Annotated in this window: 15 protein-coding genes; 9 read left to right on the forward strand and 6 right to left on the reverse strand. The window is 68.1% G+C overall.

The annotated features are described in order from the left end of the window. On the reverse strand, positions 1-684 hold the full coding sequence (locus tag H4281_RS38335; protein WP_037808172.1) for an HAD family hydrolase: 684 nt from the start codon (positions 682-684) through the stop codon (positions 1-3). 102 nt (positions 685-786) lie between these two features. Between H4281_RS38335 and H4281_RS38340 the strand changes: the two genes are divergently transcribed. The 4 genes from H4281_RS38340 (at position 787) to H4281_RS38355 (ending at position 5,053) form a co-directional block, all read left to right on the forward strand. Continuing rightward, complete coding sequence (locus tag H4281_RS38340; protein WP_182895750.1) at positions 787-1,398, forward strand: histidine phosphatase family protein; 612 nt, start codon at positions 787-789, stop codon at positions 1,396-1,398. Between the two features lie 7 nt (positions 1,399-1,405). Further along, a complete protein-coding gene (locus tag H4281_RS38345) occupies positions 1,406-2,200 on the forward strand; it encodes a DeoR/GlpR family DNA-binding transcription regulator (RefSeq protein WP_182895751.1) in 795 nt (264 codons plus the stop codon). Positions 2,201-2,276: 76 nt separating this feature from the next. Further along, positions 2,277-3,608, forward strand: coding sequence for an MFS transporter (locus tag H4281_RS38350; protein ID WP_182895752.1), 1,332 nt, complete (start codon positions 2,277-2,279; stop codon positions 3,606-3,608). Continuing rightward, positions 3,605-5,053, forward strand: a complete 1,449-nt coding sequence (locus tag H4281_RS38355; RefSeq protein ID WP_182895753.1) for an FGGY-family carbohydrate kinase — start codon at positions 3,605-3,607, stop codon at positions 5,051-5,053. Before H4281_RS38350 ends, H4281_RS38355 begins: the two co-directional genes overlap by 4 nt. Positions 5,054-5,151: 98 nt before the next feature. On the opposite strand, the gene H4281_RS38360 is transcribed toward H4281_RS38355, so the two are convergent. After that, on the reverse strand, positions 5,152-6,324 hold the full coding sequence (locus tag H4281_RS38360; RefSeq protein WP_182895754.1) for an MFS transporter: 1,173 nt from the start codon (positions 6,322-6,324) through the stop codon (positions 5,152-5,154). A 60-nt stretch (positions 6,325-6,384) separates the two neighbouring features. On the opposite strand from H4281_RS38360, the gene H4281_RS38365 reads away from it, so the two are divergent. Then, complete coding sequence (locus tag H4281_RS38365) at positions 6,385-6,744, forward strand: MerR family transcriptional regulator (protein WP_182895755.1); 360 nt, start codon at positions 6,385-6,387, stop codon at positions 6,742-6,744. A 21-nt stretch (positions 6,745-6,765) separates the two neighbouring features. Here H4281_RS38365 and H4281_RS46455 read toward each other — a convergent pair whose 3' ends face one another. Then, positions 6,766-8,400 (reverse strand): coiled-coil domain-containing protein, encoded by a 1,635-nt coding sequence (locus tag H4281_RS46455; protein WP_182895756.1) that lies wholly within the window; start codon positions 8,398-8,400, stop codon positions 6,766-6,768. 129 nt (positions 8,401-8,529) lie between these two features. Here H4281_RS46455 and H4281_RS38375 point away from each other — a divergent pair, with 129 nt between their 5' ends. The 4 genes from H4281_RS38375 (at position 8,530) to H4281_RS38390 (ending at position 13,659) form a co-directional block, all read left to right on the forward strand. After that, the gene (locus H4281_RS38375) at positions 8,530-9,759 is read left to right on the forward strand and encodes a DUF445 family protein (RefSeq protein ID WP_182895757.1); all 1,230 of its coding nucleotides are present in this window, start codon (positions 8,530-8,532) and stop codon (positions 9,757-9,759) included. An 82-nt stretch (positions 9,760-9,841) separates the two neighbouring features. Then, positions 9,842-11,017, forward strand: coding sequence for a DUF445 domain-containing protein (locus H4281_RS38380; protein ID WP_182895867.1), 1,176 nt, complete (start codon positions 9,842-9,844; stop codon positions 11,015-11,017). 48 nt (positions 11,018-11,065) lie between these two features. Next, positions 11,066-12,289: a DUF445 domain-containing protein gene (locus H4281_RS38385; protein ID WP_182895758.1), complete on the forward strand. Its 1,224-nt coding sequence runs from the start codon at positions 11,066-11,068 to the stop codon at positions 12,287-12,289. Positions 12,290-12,342: 53 nt separating this feature from the next. Continuing rightward, on the forward strand, positions 12,343-13,659 hold the full coding sequence (locus H4281_RS38390) for an alginate O-acetyltransferase AlgX-related protein (protein WP_182895759.1): 1,317 nt from the start codon (positions 12,343-12,345) through the stop codon (positions 13,657-13,659). A 30-nt stretch (positions 13,660-13,689) separates the two neighbouring features. Here the strand turns inward: H4281_RS38390 and H4281_RS38395 are convergent, their stop codons facing one another. From H4281_RS38395 to H4281_RS38405, 3 genes are read right to left on the reverse strand one after another with little or no spacing between them, the layout of a single operon-like run. Beyond that, complete coding sequence (locus H4281_RS38395) at positions 13,690-14,574, reverse strand: metal ABC transporter permease (RefSeq protein ID WP_182895760.1); 885 nt, start codon at positions 14,572-14,574, stop codon at positions 13,690-13,692. 3 nt (positions 14,575-14,577) lie between these two features. Then, positions 14,578-15,414 (reverse strand): metal ABC transporter ATP-binding protein, encoded by an 837-nt coding sequence (locus H4281_RS38400; RefSeq protein ID WP_182895761.1) that lies wholly within the window; start codon positions 15,412-15,414, stop codon positions 14,578-14,580. After that, positions 15,414-16,328, reverse strand: a complete 915-nt coding sequence (locus H4281_RS38405) for a metal ABC transporter solute-binding protein, Zn/Mn family (RefSeq protein WP_182895762.1) — start codon at positions 16,326-16,328, stop codon at positions 15,414-15,416. The genes H4281_RS38400 and H4281_RS38405 overlap by 1 nt, the downstream gene beginning before the upstream one ends. Positions 16,329-16,383: the final 55 nt, after the last annotated feature.

Genomic DNA, 16,383 nt, shown 5'->3' on the forward strand with positions numbered 1-16,383 from the left:
TCAGTCCCTCGCAGCCACCGGCTCGCCGGCCAGGTAGGCCAGGAGCTTCAGTCGGACGTCGTCATTGCTTTCGGCCACCGCGCTCGCCAGCTCCAGCGCGTCCGGCTTCGGCGGGTACGTCGGGTTGGGCAGCGCGATCACGGTGAGCCCGGCCGCGGCCGCCGCCCGGATGCCGTTGCTGGAGTCCTCGACTCCGAGACATTCGCTGCCTGATTTGCCGAGCCGGGCCGCCGCTTCCAGGTACACGTCCGGGTTCGGCTTGCCCCGCGCGACCTCGGCGCTGGACACCGTCGCGGTGAACTCGCCGGTGAGCTGGTGCTTTTCGAGCACCGCGTCGATCACCCGGCGGGCCGCCGACGACGCGAGCGCGACCGGGACCCGCTCGCTCACCTCGCGCACCATCGCGCCCGCACCGGGGAGCAACGGCGCTTCGCCCGCGTCGATCGAGGCGATCATGCCGTCGACCACCGCACGTTCCACTTCGTCCGCCTGGTCCGGCACCCCGCACCGGCGAGCGAGATAGCCGGCCCATTCGGGCGCGCTCATGCCCTGCACCGAGGCCGTGTCCTCCGCCGTCCACTCGACCTGGTGACGAGCGGCGAAAGCGACCCAGTTCTCCTCCCAGAGGTGTTCACTTTCCACCAGGACACCGTCGAGGTCGAACACCACCGCGTCGAGAGTCATCCACCAGATCCCTTCAGAGAGCGAGCCCGTTTCACACGAGCAATGTTAAGTTAACAGCGACGATGAGAAGTTCGCAAGAGTATTCACACAAGGAGGGCGCGAGTGGGCGCACGGCTGCTGCTGGCCAGGCACGGGCAGACCGAATGGCACGCGGAGAACCGCTACGCGGGCACCAGCGAGGTAGCGCTGACCGAAGAGGGGCTCCGCCAGGCGGACGCGCTGGCCGCGTACGCCCGCCGGGTGAAACCGGACGCGCTGTTCTGTTCACCGCAACGACGTGCCCGGCGCACGATCGAACCGGCGGCCGAGGCGCTTGACCTGGTCCCGGAAATCGTCACTGACCTGCGGGAAACCTACTTCGGCATCGCCGAGGGCCGCACGCGCGACGAGGTGCGCGAGACGGATCCCGATGCGGTCGAACGCTTCCTCGCCGATCCGATCGCCGGCGCGTTCCCCGGTGCCGACGATCCGGCCGAGGCGGCCGGGCGCGGGGCTCGCGCGCTCCGGTCGATTGCCGCCGCGACCAGCGGAACCGCCCTGGTCGTCGCGCACAACACGCTGCTGCGGCTCACGCTCTGCCAGCTGCTCGGCATTCCGCTGTCCCGCTACCGCAGCGTGTTTCCCCGCCTGGACAACGCGGCCGTCACCGAACTGGAGGTGAGCGGTGACCGAACCGCCCTGGTGCGCTTCAACCTCCCAGTGGAACCGCGATAATCACGGCATGTCGAGCGAAAAGCCTGCCGCCCATCCCCGCGAGAACCGTCAGCAGAAGCTGACCGAGCACGTGTTCCGGCAGGGTTCGGCGACCATCGGCGAGCTCGTCGACTTGCTCGGCGTCAGCATGATGACGGTACACCGGGACATCGACGAACTGTCCCGGCGCGGCTTGGTCCGGAAGTACCGCGGCGGGGTCTCGGCGATGCCGTCGACGGTGTTCGAGAGCAACGCCGAATACCGGATGAACGCGCACGTCGACGCCAAACGGGTGATCGCGATGCACGCGGTGGAGCAGGTCGAACCGGGCATGTCAGTGCTGCTCGACGATTCCACCAGCGCGCTCGCGCTGGCGAGGCTCCTGGTCGACGTGACGCCGCTGACCGTGGCCACGAACTACCTCGCCGCGATCGACGTGCTCAAGAACGTGCACGAACTGCGGCTGATCTGCATCGGCGGCGACTACTCGCCCACCCACGATTCGTTTCTCGGCATGCAGAGCATCGAGTCGATCGAGCGGCTCTCGGTGGACATCGCGTTCGTGTCCACCTCGGCGATGAGCACGTCGATGAGCTTCCACCAGGAGCCCGAGATCGTGATGATCAAGCGGGCGATGCTGGCCGCGGCGCGACACAAGGTGCTGCTGATGGACCACAGCAAGATGAAGCGCACGGCGCTGCACCGGCTCGCCCCGCTGGACGACTACGACCTGCTGATCGTGGACGAGGGCGCCGATCCGCACTACGTCGACGAGATGCGCAGCCGGGTCGAGGTGCAGGTCGCCGAAGATCCCGAGAACTGATCGACTTAATAACACTCTTGCGTGCGAAGTTCACACAGTCCATGATACGTTGGATCTCGACGTCATGGAGGCGTGTATGAACGAGTCGGCAACAGCGGAGTTGCCCAAGACGGGCTTCGGGCGCTTGCTCACGAAATGGGGGCTGCCCGCGCCCCTGTTCCTCGGGTATGTCGGACTGCTCCTGTTCATGATCGGCGACGGAGTGGAGTCCGGTTTCATCGCGCCGTACATGGCGGACAACGGCGCGGGCACGGAAATCAAGGCGTCGTACGTGATCACCGTGTACGGCGTCGCGGTCATGCTGGCGTCGTGGCTGTCGGGCGCGCTGTCCGAACTGTGGGGACCGCGCCGGGTCATGGTCATCGGCCTGGTCATCTGGCTGGTGTTCGACGCGCTGTTCCTGACGATCGGCCTCGCCGGCGGGAACTACGCGGCGATGCTGATCTGCTACGGCATCCGAGGCTTCGGCTATCCGATGTTCGCGTTCGGGTTCCTGGTGTGGATCACCGCGGTGGCCCCGGTCGCCCGGCTCGGTGCGGCGGTCGGCTGGTTCTACTTCGCCTTCACCGGCGGCCTGCCCACGCTCGGCGCGCTCGTCGCGAGCTTCACCAACCCGCTGTTCGGCCACTACGGCACGCTGTGGGTGGCGGTCGTGCTGCTCGGCGTCGGCGGTCTCGTGGCGGTGCTCGGCGTCCGGCAGCGCACGGGGTACCGCAGGCTCGCGCCGCCGGACGTGAAACCGGTGCAGAGCCTGGTTTCCAGTGTCTCGATCGCGTGGAAGAAGCCGCGGGTCGGCGTCGGCATGATCGTGCGGGTCATCAACACCGCGCCCGAATTCGGCATGCTCGTGTTCTTCCCGACGATCTTCATCTCCCAGATCGGATTCGGGGAAAGCCGCTGGCTGCTGCTCGTGTCGGTGATCTACGGGACGAACATCTTCTTCAACCTGATCTTCGGCGTGCTGAGCGACCGGATCGGCTGGCGCACCACGATTTTCTGGTTCGGCGCGATCGGCTGCGCGATCTCGATCCTGCTGCTGTACTTCGTGCCGGTCGCGATGGGCTCGCAGTACTACTGGCTCGCGCTGATCGTCGGCGCGCTCTACGGCGCGACGCTCGCCGGGTTCGTGCCGATCTCCGCGCTGTTGCCGTCGCTGGCCCCGGAGCACAAGGGCGGCGCGATGGCTCTGCTGAACCTCGGCGCGGGTGCGGCCGCGTTCGTCGGACCAGCGATCGTGTCGCTGTTCCTCGGGCCGGCCGGTGCCGCCGGAGTCGTCATCATCTTCGCCGCGCTGTATCTGGTGGCCGCGGTGCTGGTGCGATTCCTGAAGCTGCCTGAGGAAACCGAGAAAGCACTCGCGAACGACGGCAGCTTGCAAGACGTCGAAGAGAGGGTCAGCACGGCGTGAACGAGCAGGTCTCGGTCGGCATCGACGTCGCCACCGCGGGGGTTCGCGCCTTCGCGGTGCGCGGCGGCTCGGTCCTCGCCACCGCATCGGCGTCGCTGCCGGCGCCGGTGCGGGCGGGCGATGGCCGCAGCGAACAGGATCCGTCGGCGTGGTGGCCCGCGGTCGGTTCGGTGCTGAACGAGGTCACTGCCGCGCTGCCCGGACGCGGCGCGGAAGTCTCGGCGGTGGCGATCGCTGCGACGTCCGGAACGATCGTCGGCGTCGATGCCGCAGGCGAACCAGTGACACCCGCGTTGATGTACGACGACCGGCGCGGAGCGGATTACAACGCGAAAGCCGTGGAGCTCGGTGCCGAACGATGGCGGAAACTGGGTTCAGGCGTCTCGCCGACCGCGGCGCTCGGCCGGATCGCCTGGCTGGCCGAGCACACCGAGGCGGTCGCCGTCCGGCACACGCCGGAGATGATCGCGGCGAAACTGACCGGACATCCGGTCGCGGCGGATTGGTCGCACGCGCTCAAAAGCGGTTACGACCCGCTGGCTGAGGAATGGCCGGCCGAGGTGTTCGCCGGATTGGGCGTGCCGGACGGGATGTTGCCGCCGGTGGTCGCGCCGACGCGCGTGCTCGGCGAGATCTCGGTGCCGGTCGCCGGATTGCCCGCCGGATGTCTCGTGGTGGCGGGCATGACGGACGGATGCGCCGGACAACTGGCCGCGGGCGCGGTCGAACCGGGGCGGTTCGTGGGAATTCTCGGGACCACGTATGTCCTGAAGGGAGTCACGGAATCGTTGGTACCGGACCCCACGGGAGTCATGTACAGCCATCGGCATCCGGACGGCTGGTGGTTGCCCGGCGGCGCTTCGAACACCGGCGGCGAGTCCGTTTCGGACAGTCCGCGGCTCGCTGAGCTGGATGCGGCCGCCGCTGCGCGCGGTCCGGCAGAGGCGGTGGCTTTCCCATTGCGGCGCAAGGGAGAACGCTTTCCCTTCGCACACGGTGACGCGGCAGGTTTCGTGCTCGGCGACCCAGTTGACGAGGTCGAGTTGCATCGGGCTCGCCTGGAGGGGGTCGCCTTCCTGGAGCGGCTCGCCTTGGACCACTTGCGGCGGCTGGGCGTGCCGGTTCGCGAACCGCTTCTCGCGGCGGGCGGCGGCAGCAAGAGTCCTTTGTGGACGCAAATTCGGGCTACCGTGAGCGGGCTTGGGTTACGGGTCGCACCGCAGGCGGAAACGGGATACGGCGCGGCGCTCCTGGCGGCGGCGGGGTACACGCCGGGTGGCCTGAGTGCGGTGTGCGCGGGAATGCCGGCGGGGTCGTTGATTGAGCCCGTGGCCGGTGAGGCTGCGGCGATGTTGGTTTCGTACCAACGGTTTTGCCGGGAGCTGAGGGACCGTGGCTGGATTGACGACGAGCTGTTCACCGTGGCGGCGCGGTGCTGCGGCTGAGGCTTTGGTATTGCCGCGGGTTCGGTTCGAAGCAGGCACCCGCGCAACCGCCTAAGGAGGAATTGGCCTGAATCGTCGAGACTCAGAACGCCGGGGAATCACTCCGCGATCACCACGGTGTCTTCGCGGTCGGGCGCGCGCCGCACACGGCCAACCAGGACCGTCAGGACGAGGCCGCAGATGGTCAAGCCTGCGGCGACGAGGTAGATGGGCCGCGGACCAGCGGTCGAGTCGGCGATGAGGCCGCCGAACAGGCCGGCGCAGGCGGCGGCGACCTGGTAGCCGGAGGCATTGACTGCCATGGCCAGCGTCGGAGCTTCGGCGGCGGTCGCCATCACGCGGGCTTGCATCCCGGGGATGATCGCGAAACCGAGGAGGCCGATCGCCACGACTGCCACCGCGGTGAATGTCTCGGAGGTCGCGACGAACCAGCTGCCCACCAGGATCGCGGCCAGCAGGCTGAGAAGAAGAGGCTGGAACAGCCGCGGGTTGCGGTCATAGAGCGTGCCGCCGACGAGGTTTCCGATCGTCGCGCCGAGGCCATAGGCGAGGAGCAGGATCGGCAGCCGGGCGGCCGGGTGCCCGGCCAGGTCCGTGAGCAGCGGGGCCAGGTAGCTGAACACCATGAGCACCCCGACGTTGCCGATCGCGGTGATGGCCAGCGCCATCAGCACCGGGCGGCGGCGCAGCATCCGCAATTCCGAGACCGCCGAGGTCCGGTTCTCCTCGCTTGGCGAGGCGAGCTGCCAGAACACCAGGCCAAGCCCGATCAGGCAAGCCACGGCGATCACCGCGAACGTCGCGCGCCAGCCCCACTGACGGCCGATCTGGGTGCCGATGGGCGCCCCGAGGATCATGGCCGCGTTCATCCCGAACGCCAGCCGGGCAACCATGGTCCCGGCTCGCTCCGGTGGCGCGGAGGTCACCGCGATCACGATTGCCTGGGCGAAAAAGGTCGAGGTCACCAGTGCGGTGACCACTCGAGCCGCCAGCAGCAGCGAGAAATAGGGAGCGGTGGCGGAGACCGCGTTCCCCGCCACCGCGACGGCCAGCAGGACAAGCAGCAGCCGCTTCCGGTCAACCCCGGCAGTCAGCGCGGTGACCAGCGGGCCGCCGATGATCATGCCGACGGCGTACGCCGTGACCAGCAGCCCCGCGGTACCGACGGTGACCTGAAGGTCGGCGGCGACCTCCGGCAGGATCCCGGCCACCACGAACTCGCCGGTGGTGATGCTGAAGACGCAGAACATGAGGATGGCTAGTCGAAGCATGCCCGCACGCTAAACTCTCACGTCGACGTGAGAGTCAAGCCAAGCAGCGAAGGAACCCAGGTGAAGATCGGGGAGCTGGCACATCGGACGGGCGTCAGCGTGCGAGCGCTGCGCTACTACGAGGAAAAGGGCGTGCTGAGGCCGGACCGGACGCCCAGCGGGTACCGGATCTTCGCCGACTCGGACATCCGCAAGGTGGCACACATCCAGACCCTCCTCGCAGCGGGCCTTGGCATGGACCTCATCGGCGAGATCCTGTCTTGTATGGCAGGCGAGTCACTGCTGCTGGACGCTTGCCGCGAACGACTCGAAGCAGAGCGCCGCCGGATCACCGGCGACATCGACCAACTCGTCCACACCCGGTCGCTGCTCGACAACTTGCTCGCAACCACGAGCACCGCGTCATCCCGGGCGTCCTGACGCACAACGACGCGGGACAGGTCAGGAGCGGCCCGCCCGAGGACGGCCGGGGCGGCGGCCGTTGCCGTTGCCACTGCGCGGGGTCGGCGATTCCGCGGACTTGGCGGATTGCGGGTCGGCGGGCGACTGTGCGTCCGGAGTTGCTGCGGATGGGCGCGGAGTTGGCTGGGGCAGGGCAGGTGCGGGTGCGGCAGCCGACGCAGGTGCGTCAGACGAAGCCTCCGAAGGTGCCGAAGCAGGCGCGTCAACTGGTGTTGAAGCGGCTTCCTCTTCCTGCGTACCGAGGAAGCGCAATGCCTCCTGGACCGCCTCGTTGGTGGCGGCGATCCGGTCGGCAACCTTGGTGCGCAGATCCAGGGCCAGGGTGCGCGATTCGGTGGCTTCGGTTTGCTTCTGGAGAGCGTCGGCGAGGGCGGTTTCGGCCTGTGCCTTCTTGATGGCGATCTCTTCCGATGCTCGGCGGTCGGCTTCGGCACGAAGTTTGGCGGCCTCGGCTTCGGCGGCGGCGTCGGTTTCGGCGCGGACTCGGGCCGATTCCTCGTCGGCAGCGAGGCGAGCGGCTTCGGCGGCAGCGTCTGCCTCGGCGCGGGCCTTGGCGGCTGCCTCGTCGGCTTCGGTGCGGACGCGGAGGGCTTCGACGTCCTTCTCGTCACGGATGCGGCGGGCTTCGGCGTCGGCGACAGCGCGGGCGTGCTGAGCTTCGGCGTCTGCCTTGGCGCGGGCTTCCGCGGCAGCTTCGTCGGCCTGGGTGCGGGCGGTCAGCGCCGCCTGGTCTGCCTCGGCGCGGGCTGCGGCGGAGAGTTCGTCGGCTTCCGCGCGGGCACGGTCGGCGGCTTCGGTGCGGGCGGCGATCTCGGCGTCAGCAGCGGCGGTGCGAGTGGCAATGTCCTCGTCAGCCGCAGCGGTGCGGGAAGCGATGTCCGCGTCGGCAGCAGCGGTCCGAGTGGCAATGTCCTCATTAGCCGCAGCCGTGCGCGACGCGATGTCCGCGTCGGCAGCAGCAGTGCGCGTGGCGATGTCTTCGTTGCCTGCCTTGAGCCGTGCTTCCAAGTCCGCCAGGCGGGTCGCGATCTCCTCGTCCGCGGCGGCGGTCCGGCTCGCGATGTCCGCTTCCGCAGCGGAGATCCGGGACTCCAGATCCGCTTGCCGCGCAGCGAGGTCCTTCTCCGCGGCCGCGACGCGGGCGTCCAGGGCCTCCGAGCGCGCGGCCAAATCGGCGTGGGTCTCCGCGAGCAGACGCTGGCGTTCCGCTTCCGCTTCTTTGGCCGCTTTGTCCGCTGCCCGTTGGGTTTCGTGGGCGTAGCGGTCCGCTTCAGTGCGGGTTGAGGTCGCGTCCGCTTCCGCGGAACGGCGGAGGTCGGCGATTTCCTCCTCGGCCAGTTGCACCATCATCCGCACGCGCTCGGAGATCGCGCCGGCACCCGCCGGGCTCGACGTGACGCGGACCAGCGCGGCCTTCGCTTCGGACAGCTCCGACTGGGCCGTCGTCAGGGCCTTCGTGAGCTCGCCCGCGGTGGCCACCGCCTCGTCGCGGCCGTGGGAGGTCGTCTTGAGCTCGCTGGTCAGCTGGGCGATGCGGGTGTCGACCTGATGCGGGTCGTATCCCTTCCGGGTAACAGCAAAGGCGGGGTGCTGCGGCTTCTCGGGCGCGACCATCGGGCCACCTTAGTGATCGGGGCACCTGCGGCACGTACCGCCAAACGGCTGTATTACGAAGCGCGAAACCCGACGTCACGCATGGCATCCTGTCCCCTCGACGTACGCGCGGGCGAACGGGGCAGACGCATGGACCTTTCAGCCATCGCCGCCGACCTGGCCGCGCACTGGCACGTGTACGCGACCATGCCGTTCATCGCGGCGCTCATCGGCTACCTGACCAAACGCGTCGCGATCGAGATGATGTTCCGGCCGCTCGAGTTCCGCGGCATCCGGCCCTTCCTCGGCTGGCAGGGCGTCATCCCGGCCAACTCCCGGCGGATGGCCACCACCGCGGTCGACCTGCTGACCAAGAACCTCCTCGACCCACGAGAGGTCTTCGCGCGGCTCGATCCGGAGGAAATGGTCGCGCAGCTGGAAGAACCGCTGCTGAAGGCGGTCGACGAGGTCACCCGCGAGGTGTTCGAGACCTACCAGCCGCGACTGTGGGAAATGCTGCCCGCTCGCGCGCAGCAACTGCTGGTGGACCGCGTCCGCGCGCAGGCTCCCGTGGTCGTGAAGCGGCTGATGCGCGAAGTGGCGTCGAATGTGGACGAAGTTCTCGACGTCAACGACATGCTGATCAACGCCATGGTCCGGGACAAATCGCTCACCTGCCGGCTGATCCGCGAGGTCGCCGCGCCCGAGTTCCGGTTCATCGCGCGCAGCGGAATCGGCTTCGGATTCGTCATCGGACTCGTCCAGCTCATCGCGTGGGCGCTCACGAAACAACCGGTGATCATGCCGATCTTCGGTTTCGTCACGGGCTTCGTCACAGACTGGCTCGCGCTCAAAATGATCTTCTACCCGCGGCAGCCGCGCCGGTTCTTGTTCTTCACCTGGCAGGGCATGTTCCAGAAACGCCGCGCGCAGGTCGCCGCGGACTACGGCGCGCTGATCGCGGAGGAAGTTCTCACCGCGGGCAATGTGCTGGAGGCCGTGTTGACCGGGCCGCGGGCGGACAAGCTGTTCGCGCTCGTCACGCGGGAGGTCCAGCGGACCGTCGACGCGCAGGCCGGTCTGGCGAAACCGCTGGTCGCGCTGGCTGTCGGCGGGCGCGAGTACCAGCAGATGAAACAGGCCGCCGCGGAGAAGGCCATCGCGTATCTGCCGGAAACCGTCAAGCACGTCGAGAGTTACGCGACCGACGCGCTCGACGTCCGCAACACCATCGTCGAGAAGATGCAGCAGCTGACACCGCTGGAGTTCGAGGGCATTCTCCGGCCCGCGTTCAAACAGGACGAGTGGAAGCTGATCGCCGTCGGTGCGGTGATCGGCGGGCTCGTCGGCGAACTGCAGGTCCTGCTCTTGCTCCACTAATCGCGCGGGTTACCGTTCCGTAGGCAACACGGAGGGGACTCGCGTGCACACTTTCGCCGAGCACTGGCCGGTGTACGTCTCCATGCCGTTCATCGCGGCGCTGATCGGCTACGTCACCAAACGCGTCGCGATCGAGATGATGTTCCGGCCGCTCGAATTCGTCGGCCTGCGGCCCTTCCTCGGCTGGCAGGGCGTGCTGCCCGCGAACGCCGAGCGGATGGCGACGACCGCGACCGAAATGCTCACCACCAACCTCGTCGACCCGAAGGAGATCTTCGCCCGGCTCGACCCGGAGCAGGTCGCGAAGGAGATCGAACAGCCGCTGCTGCGCGTGGTCGAGGACGTCACCCGCGAGGTGATGGAGATCTACCAGCCGCGACTGTGGGAAATGCTGCCGTCCGGCGCGCAGCAACTGCTGCTGAAACGCGTGCAGGCCGAGGCGCCGCGAGCGATCACGAAGATCATGCGCGAGATTTCCCAGAACATCGAGGACGTACTCGACCTCAAGCACATGGTCGTCACGAACCTGGTGCGCGACAAGGCTTTGCTGAACCGGCTGATCCGCGACATCTCGCGGCCGGAAATGCGGTTCATCGCGCGCTCGGGCATCTGGTTCGGGTTCATTCTCGGCTGTGTGCAGCTGCTGGTCTGGGCGCTGACGAAGTCGCCGATCGTGCTGCCGCTGTTCGGCCTCGGGATCGGCTGGCTGACCGACTGGCTCGCGCTCAAAATGATCTTCCTGCCGCGCGAGCCGAAACGGTTCTTCGGCTTCTACAACTGGCAGGGCGTGTTCCAGAAGCGCCGCGACGAGGTGGCCGCCGACTACGGCGACATGATCGCGCGCGAGATCATCACCGTGCCGAACCTGCTGGAAGCCGTGCTGCGCGGGCCGAAATCGGACCGGCTGTTCTCGCTGATCAGCCGTGAGGTGCAGAAGACGATCGACGCGCAGGCGAGTGTCGTGAAGCCGTTCGTCGCGATCGCGGTCGGCACGAAACGGTTCCAGGAAATGAAGCAGGTCGCCGCCGCGAAAGCCGCCGAGCGAGTGCCGGACACCATCCGGCACGCGGAGACGTACGCGATCAACGCGCTCGACGTCCGCAACACCATCGTGGACCGGATGCGCAGGCTCAGCCCGCTCGAATTCGAGCAGCTGCTGCGGCCCGCGTTCCGGCAGGACGAATGGAAGCTGATCGCGGTCGGCGCGGTGATCGGCGGGCTCGTCGGCGAGCTGCAGGCGTTGCTGCTGCTCGGTTAGGACGCGCACGCGATACGGTTTCCTTCCGGAACGGGGAGGGAGACCCGGGTGGACGCGGTGCTGGACGACCTCGCGCGGCACTGGCCGGTGTACGTCTCGATGCCGTTCGTCGCCGCGCTGATCGGCTACGTCACCAAGCGCGTCGCGATCGAGATGATGTTCCGCCCGCTCGAATTCGTCGGCATCCGGCCGTTCCTCGGCTGGCAGGGCGTGGTCCCGAAGCACGGCGGCCGGATGGCCGCGATCGCGACCGACCTGCTCACCGCGAACCTGCTCGACATCGAGGAGGTCTTCGCCCGCGTCGACCCGGTGATCATCACCCGCGAACTCGAGCAGCCGCTGCTGCGCGCGGTCGACGGGATCGCCCGCGACGTGCTCGAACAGCACCATCCGCGGCTGTGGGAGGTCATGCCCACGCTCGCCCAGGAACTGCTGATCAAACAGGTGCAGGCGAGCGCGCCGCAGCTGGTGCGGGAGTTCCTCGACGAGGTCCGCGACAACCTGGACGAGGTCCTCGACGTCCGGCACATGACCGTCGAACGGCTCACCCGCGACCGCGCGCTGCTGGTCCGGCTGATCCGGGAGACGTCCCGGCCGGAGATGACGTTCATCGCGCGCGCCGGGATCGTCTTCGGCTTCGTGCTCGGCCTCGTCCAGGCCCTGGTGTGGGCGCTGACCCGGCAGCCGCTGGTGCTGCCGATCTTCGGCGGCGCGATCGGGCTGTTCACCGACTGGCTGGCGATCAAGATGATCTTCCTGCCGCGCGAACCGGTGCGGCTGGGCCGGGTCATCCTGCAAGGCAAGTTCCAGCGCCGCCGCGCCGAGGTCGCCCGGCAATACGGCGAACTGGTCGCCAACGAGGTGCTGACCGTCCCGAATCTGCTCGACGCCCTGCTGCGCGGCCCGAAGTCGGACCGGCTCGTGGCAATGGTCGAACGCGCCGTCGGGCATGCGGTGGACGCGCAGGTCAGCGCCGCGAAACCGGTGGTCGCGCTCGCCGTCGGGGCACAGCGGCTGCAGGAGATGAAGCACGCCGCGGCGCAGCGCGCGCTGGCTGAGCTGCCGTTGACCGCGCGCTACGCCGAGGGGTACCTGACCGAGGCGATGGACGTCGCGAAGATGGTGGAACAGCGAATGCTCGCGCTGACGCCGCTGGAGTTCGAGGGCTTGCTGCGGCCGGCGTTCCGGCAGGACGAATGGAAGCTGATCGCGGTCGGCGGCGTGATCGGGTTCCTCGTCGGCGAGCTGCAAGTCCTCCTCATGCTCGGCTGACTTTTCGGTGGTTGTTCGCGCCAGGCTCACTCGAACTGACTAACCTCAGTGACGTGTCCGAGCCACCGCAGCTGCCCGCAGTCCACGAGGCCTACCTGCCCCGCGAGCACGCGCTGCATCGCCCGCGGCACGGCAAACGGCAGCTGACCGCGCTGGTCAGCGCCCTGTTGTTCTTCGTCACGCCGACCATGCTGTGGGTCGTCGGGGTCCGGCCGAGCGAGATCGAAAACCACAAGCTCGCCGGATTTCCCAGCCTCGGCGAAGGGTTCGGGTTCTTCACCAACCTCCCCAAATGGGCGACCGACCAGCTGTCGTTCCGGGCTGGTGCGATCAACGCGGCGAACGGGATCAGCGAGGGCGTCTTCGGCGAGGCCGCACCGCTCGACCAGGGTTCCGCGTCGAACAACGGCCCGATCCCGGCGCCGCCGCTGCAGCAGCCGGGCACGCCGAACACCGGCCCGTCGCTGCCGAGCGGGCCGGGTTCCAGCCAGGCCGGATACCGCAAGGTCGTCCAAGGCACCGACGGCTGGCTGTACTACGGCTACGACTCCGAGGCGAAATGCACGCCGGCCCAGGACATCGACACCACGATGAAGCGGATCGACGAACTGCGCTCGGCGGTCGAGGCGTCCGGGCGGAAGTTCGTGTTCGTGGTGACGCCGGACAAGACGACGATGGTGCCGCAGTTCCTCCCCGCGAGTTATCCGGGCAAGGAATGTTCGCAGGCCGCCTCGCCGAACGACTGGTACAAGATCACCACCGAAGGCCACTCGCTCGACCTGCGCCCGCAGCTGGCGGCCGAAGCGGCCAAGGTCGGCCACCCGATCTACGCCCCCAACGACACGCACTGGCGCGACGAAGGCGGCCTCGTCCTGACCCGCGCACTCGCCGACACGATCAAGCCGGGCGCGACGAACAGCTGGCTGAGCGCCCCGGACGGCCAGTACGACGCCGTCGCGGACCTGCCGCTGCTGCTCGGCCAAACCGGCGTCAAGACGAACACCCGCTACAACCTGCGCCCGGACGGCGTCACCGACCGCGCGGGAGAATTCGTCGGCAGCATCGACCAGCCGGTGCACCGCTCGGCCGCGCCGATCGTCGGCACGATCGACCAGCCGACCCTGGTCTACGGGGACTCGTTCAGCCTCGCGTCTTCGCGGTATCTGGAGGCGGCGTTCACGAATCTCACGTATTTGGCGTATTCGACGGACAAGACGCCGCAGTCGCAGGCGGTGGACCAGTTCGTGAACTCGCACGTGGTCGTGTTGCAGGCGGTGGAGCGGAATGTTTCGGGCGGGTTGGTGCCCTTTACCGACGAGGGGTTCATTTCGGCGGTGAAGACGGCACTGGCGCAGCACCCGATCCGGTAACCGCTTCTTCAAGGCCGGGCACGGCTACGGCTAGCCGACCGGGACCGGGGCCGCTTCCACCGGGCTCGTCCGCACCCCGCGCCGACGGTCGCGGACCCACGCGATCACCCGGCACACCAGGTAGATCAAGAACGAAATCGAAGTCACGAACGCGCTCACCGGCAACCCCGGCGCGAGCGACAGCACGATCCCGCCCAGTGCGGCGACCTCCGCGAACACCACGGACAACACCGTCGCGCGCAACGGGCTCGCCGTCACCCGGGCAGCTGCCGCGGCGGGGGTCACCATCAAAGCGACCACGAGCAGTGACCCGACCACCTGCACGCTCAGCGCCGTCGCGACGCCGACCAGCAAGGAGAACAGCACCGTCAGCGTCTTGACCGGGACGCCGCGCGCCTCGGCCACCGCGCGATCGACGCTGGCGAACAGCAGCGGGCGGTAGATCAGTGCCAGCACTGCCAGCACCGCGGCGGCGGAAATGACCAACGCGGTCAGGTTCGTGCTGTCCACGGTGATGATCTGGCCGGTGAGAATCCCGAACTTATTCGCGGACCGTCCTTTGTAGAACGACAGCAGCAGGACGCCCATGCCCAGCCCGAAGGACAGGATCACCCCGATCACCGAATCGCGGTCGGCGTCGCGGATTCCCAGGATTCCCAGCAGCAGCGCGGCAGCGACGGCACCGGCCAGTGCGCCGTATTCCACGCCGACGCCCAGCAACAATGCTCCCGCCGCGCCGGTGAAGGCCAGTTCGGACGTGCCGTGCACCGCGAAGGACATGCGGCGCATCACGATCAGCGGGCCGAGCACTCCGGCCAGCAAGCCGAGCACCGCGGCCGCGATCAGAGCGATGCGGACGCTGTCCAGTTCAGCGATCAGCTCCCACGTCTTGGCGAAGTCGAACATGCCGTCCAAGGCTCAGCCCACTGCTTCCTGCTCGTGGTGATGCGGTTCGTCCTCGCACAGCGCGCTCTGCGCACCGGCGATGTGAATCTGCCCGCCGACGCGCAGCACCTCGATCTTCGTTCCGTACAGATCCGACAGCGTCTCCGAGGTCATCACCTCGTCCGGCTTGCCGATCCGGAACTGGCCGTTCACCAGGTACAGCACGCGGTCGACGAACTGCAGGACCGGATTGATCTCGTGCGTCACGAACAGCACGGCGGTCCCGGCTTCGCGGCGGCGCGCGTCGATCAGTTCGCTGACCGCGCGCTGGTGCGCCAGGTCGAGCGACAGCAGCGGTTCGTCGCACAGCAGCACCGTCGGGTCGCCGACCAGCGCCTGCGCCACCCGCAGTCGTTGCTGCTCGCCGCCGGAGAGCCGGCCGACCGGCTGTTTCGCGTAGCGCGTGCCGCCGACGGATTCGATTACCGACGCCACCCGGCGTTTCCGGGTGCCCATTCCGGCGAGACCCGGACCCCAGCGGTGCCCGTCCAAACCGAGGCCGACCAGGTCGACGCCGCGCAGCGTGAGCGAATCGTCGATCGCGCGCTGCTGCGGGATGTAGCCGACCTTGCGGTTCGCCCCTCCCGGACGCCCGCCCGCGATTTCCACCGTGCCCGCCGACAGCGACTGCATGCCCAGCAGCGCCTTGAGGAAGCTGCTCTTGCCGGAACCGTTCGGGCCGAGGACGGCCAGGAATTCGCCCGGCTCGACGTCCAAGTCCAAACCGGACCAGAGGGTGCGGTCGCCGAAGGCGAGCCCGGCCCCGCGCACGCGGACCGCGGGGCCGGCTTCCCGAAGCTGGACGGACATCAGCTGTTCAGAGCCCCCGACAGCGAGTCCACATCCTTGGTCATCCAGTCAATGTAGCCCGTGACGTTCGCCGGGAGCGTCTCGGATACGTCGACCACCGCGACCCCGGACGCCTTCGCGTCGGCGACTGCCTGCTTGGTCAGCGGGGTGACCGTCTGCACGTTGTTGACCAGCGCCTTCACCTGCTTCTCCTTGATCAGCTTGGTGAACTCGGAGACCGCCGCGGCGGGCACGTCGGTCTCGTTCTCGATCGCGTCGGAGAAGGCCTTCGGGGTGGCGTCGCCGATGTTCGCGGTCTTCAGCAGGTAGTGCGCGACCGGTTCGGTGACGACGACCTTCGTGTCCGGGTGCGCGGCGCCCAGCGCGGACGCCTTCTTGATCAGGCCGTCGAGCTGGCTCTTGAAGGACTTGGCGTTTTCGTCGAACTTCTGCTTCGACGCGGGCTGGATCTCGCCGAGCGCGGCGGCGACCTGGTCGGCGACCTTCGCGACACCGGGCAGGTCGTACCAGACGTGCTCGTTCTCCTCGCCCGGCTTGGCGATGTCGTAGGCGACCAGTTTCTTCGCCGAGGCCGCCTCGCCCGACAGCTTGGTGAAGAACTCGTCGTACCCGCCGCCGTTGGCCAGCGTCAGCTGCGCCTTCTTGGCCGCGAGCGCGTCGTCGGCGGTGGACTCGTACGAGTGCGGGTCGGCGGAGGGATCGTGAATGATCGACGTGACCTGCACTTTGTCCCCCCCGACAGCGGACGCGACGCTGCCCCAGACATCGGTGGACGCGACGACCTTCACCTGGTCGCCCGTTCCCCCTCCCGCCCCGGAACCGGACGAGGACGACGTGCTGGAGCACGCGCCGAGCGCGAACACAGCCAAAGCCGACGCGGCGGCGAGGACGCTCGTGGTGCGGCGGGAAGTCATCGGGCACTCCTGGGTCGAACTGCTAATGGAAACCGTTGTCAGATTCACTTTACCC

The sequence above is a fragment of the Amycolatopsis dendrobii genome, assembly GCF_014145675.1.
GTDB lineage: Bacteria > Actinomycetota > Actinomycetes > Mycobacteriales > Pseudonocardiaceae > Amycolatopsis > Amycolatopsis dendrobii.

Coding starts and splice junctions, on each gene's coding strand:
- H4281_RS38335 (WP_037808172.1), bottom strand. CDS start 684: ATGACTCTCGACGCGGTGGTGTTCGACCTCGACGGTGTCCTGGTGGAA.
- H4281_RS38345 (WP_182895751.1), top strand. CDS start 1,406: ATGTCGAGCGAAAAGCCTGCCGCCCATCCCCGCGAGAACCGTCAGCAG.
- H4281_RS38350 (WP_182895752.1), top strand. CDS start 2,277: ATGAACGAGTCGGCAACAGCGGAGTTGCCCAAGACGGGCTTCGGGCGC.
- H4281_RS38360 (WP_182895754.1), bottom strand. CDS start 6,324: ATGCTTCGACTAGCCATCCTCATGTTCTGCGTCTTCAGCATCACCACC.
- H4281_RS46455 (WP_182895756.1), bottom strand. CDS start 8,400: ATGGTCGCGCCCGAGAAGCCGCAGCACCCCGCCTTTGCTGTTACCCGG.
- H4281_RS38375 (WP_182895757.1), top strand. CDS start 8,530: ATGGACCTTTCAGCCATCGCCGCCGACCTGGCCGCGCACTGGCACGTG.
- H4281_RS38380 (WP_182895867.1), top strand. CDS start 9,842: ATGCCGTTCATCGCGGCGCTGATCGGCTACGTCACCAAACGCGTCGCG.
- H4281_RS38400 (WP_182895761.1), bottom strand. CDS start 15,414: ATGTCCGTCCAGCTTCGGGAAGCCGGCCCCGCGGTCCGCGTGCGCGGG.
- H4281_RS38405 (WP_182895762.1), bottom strand. CDS start 16,328: ATGACTTCCCGCCGCACCACGAGCGTCCTCGCCGCCGCGTCGGCTTTG.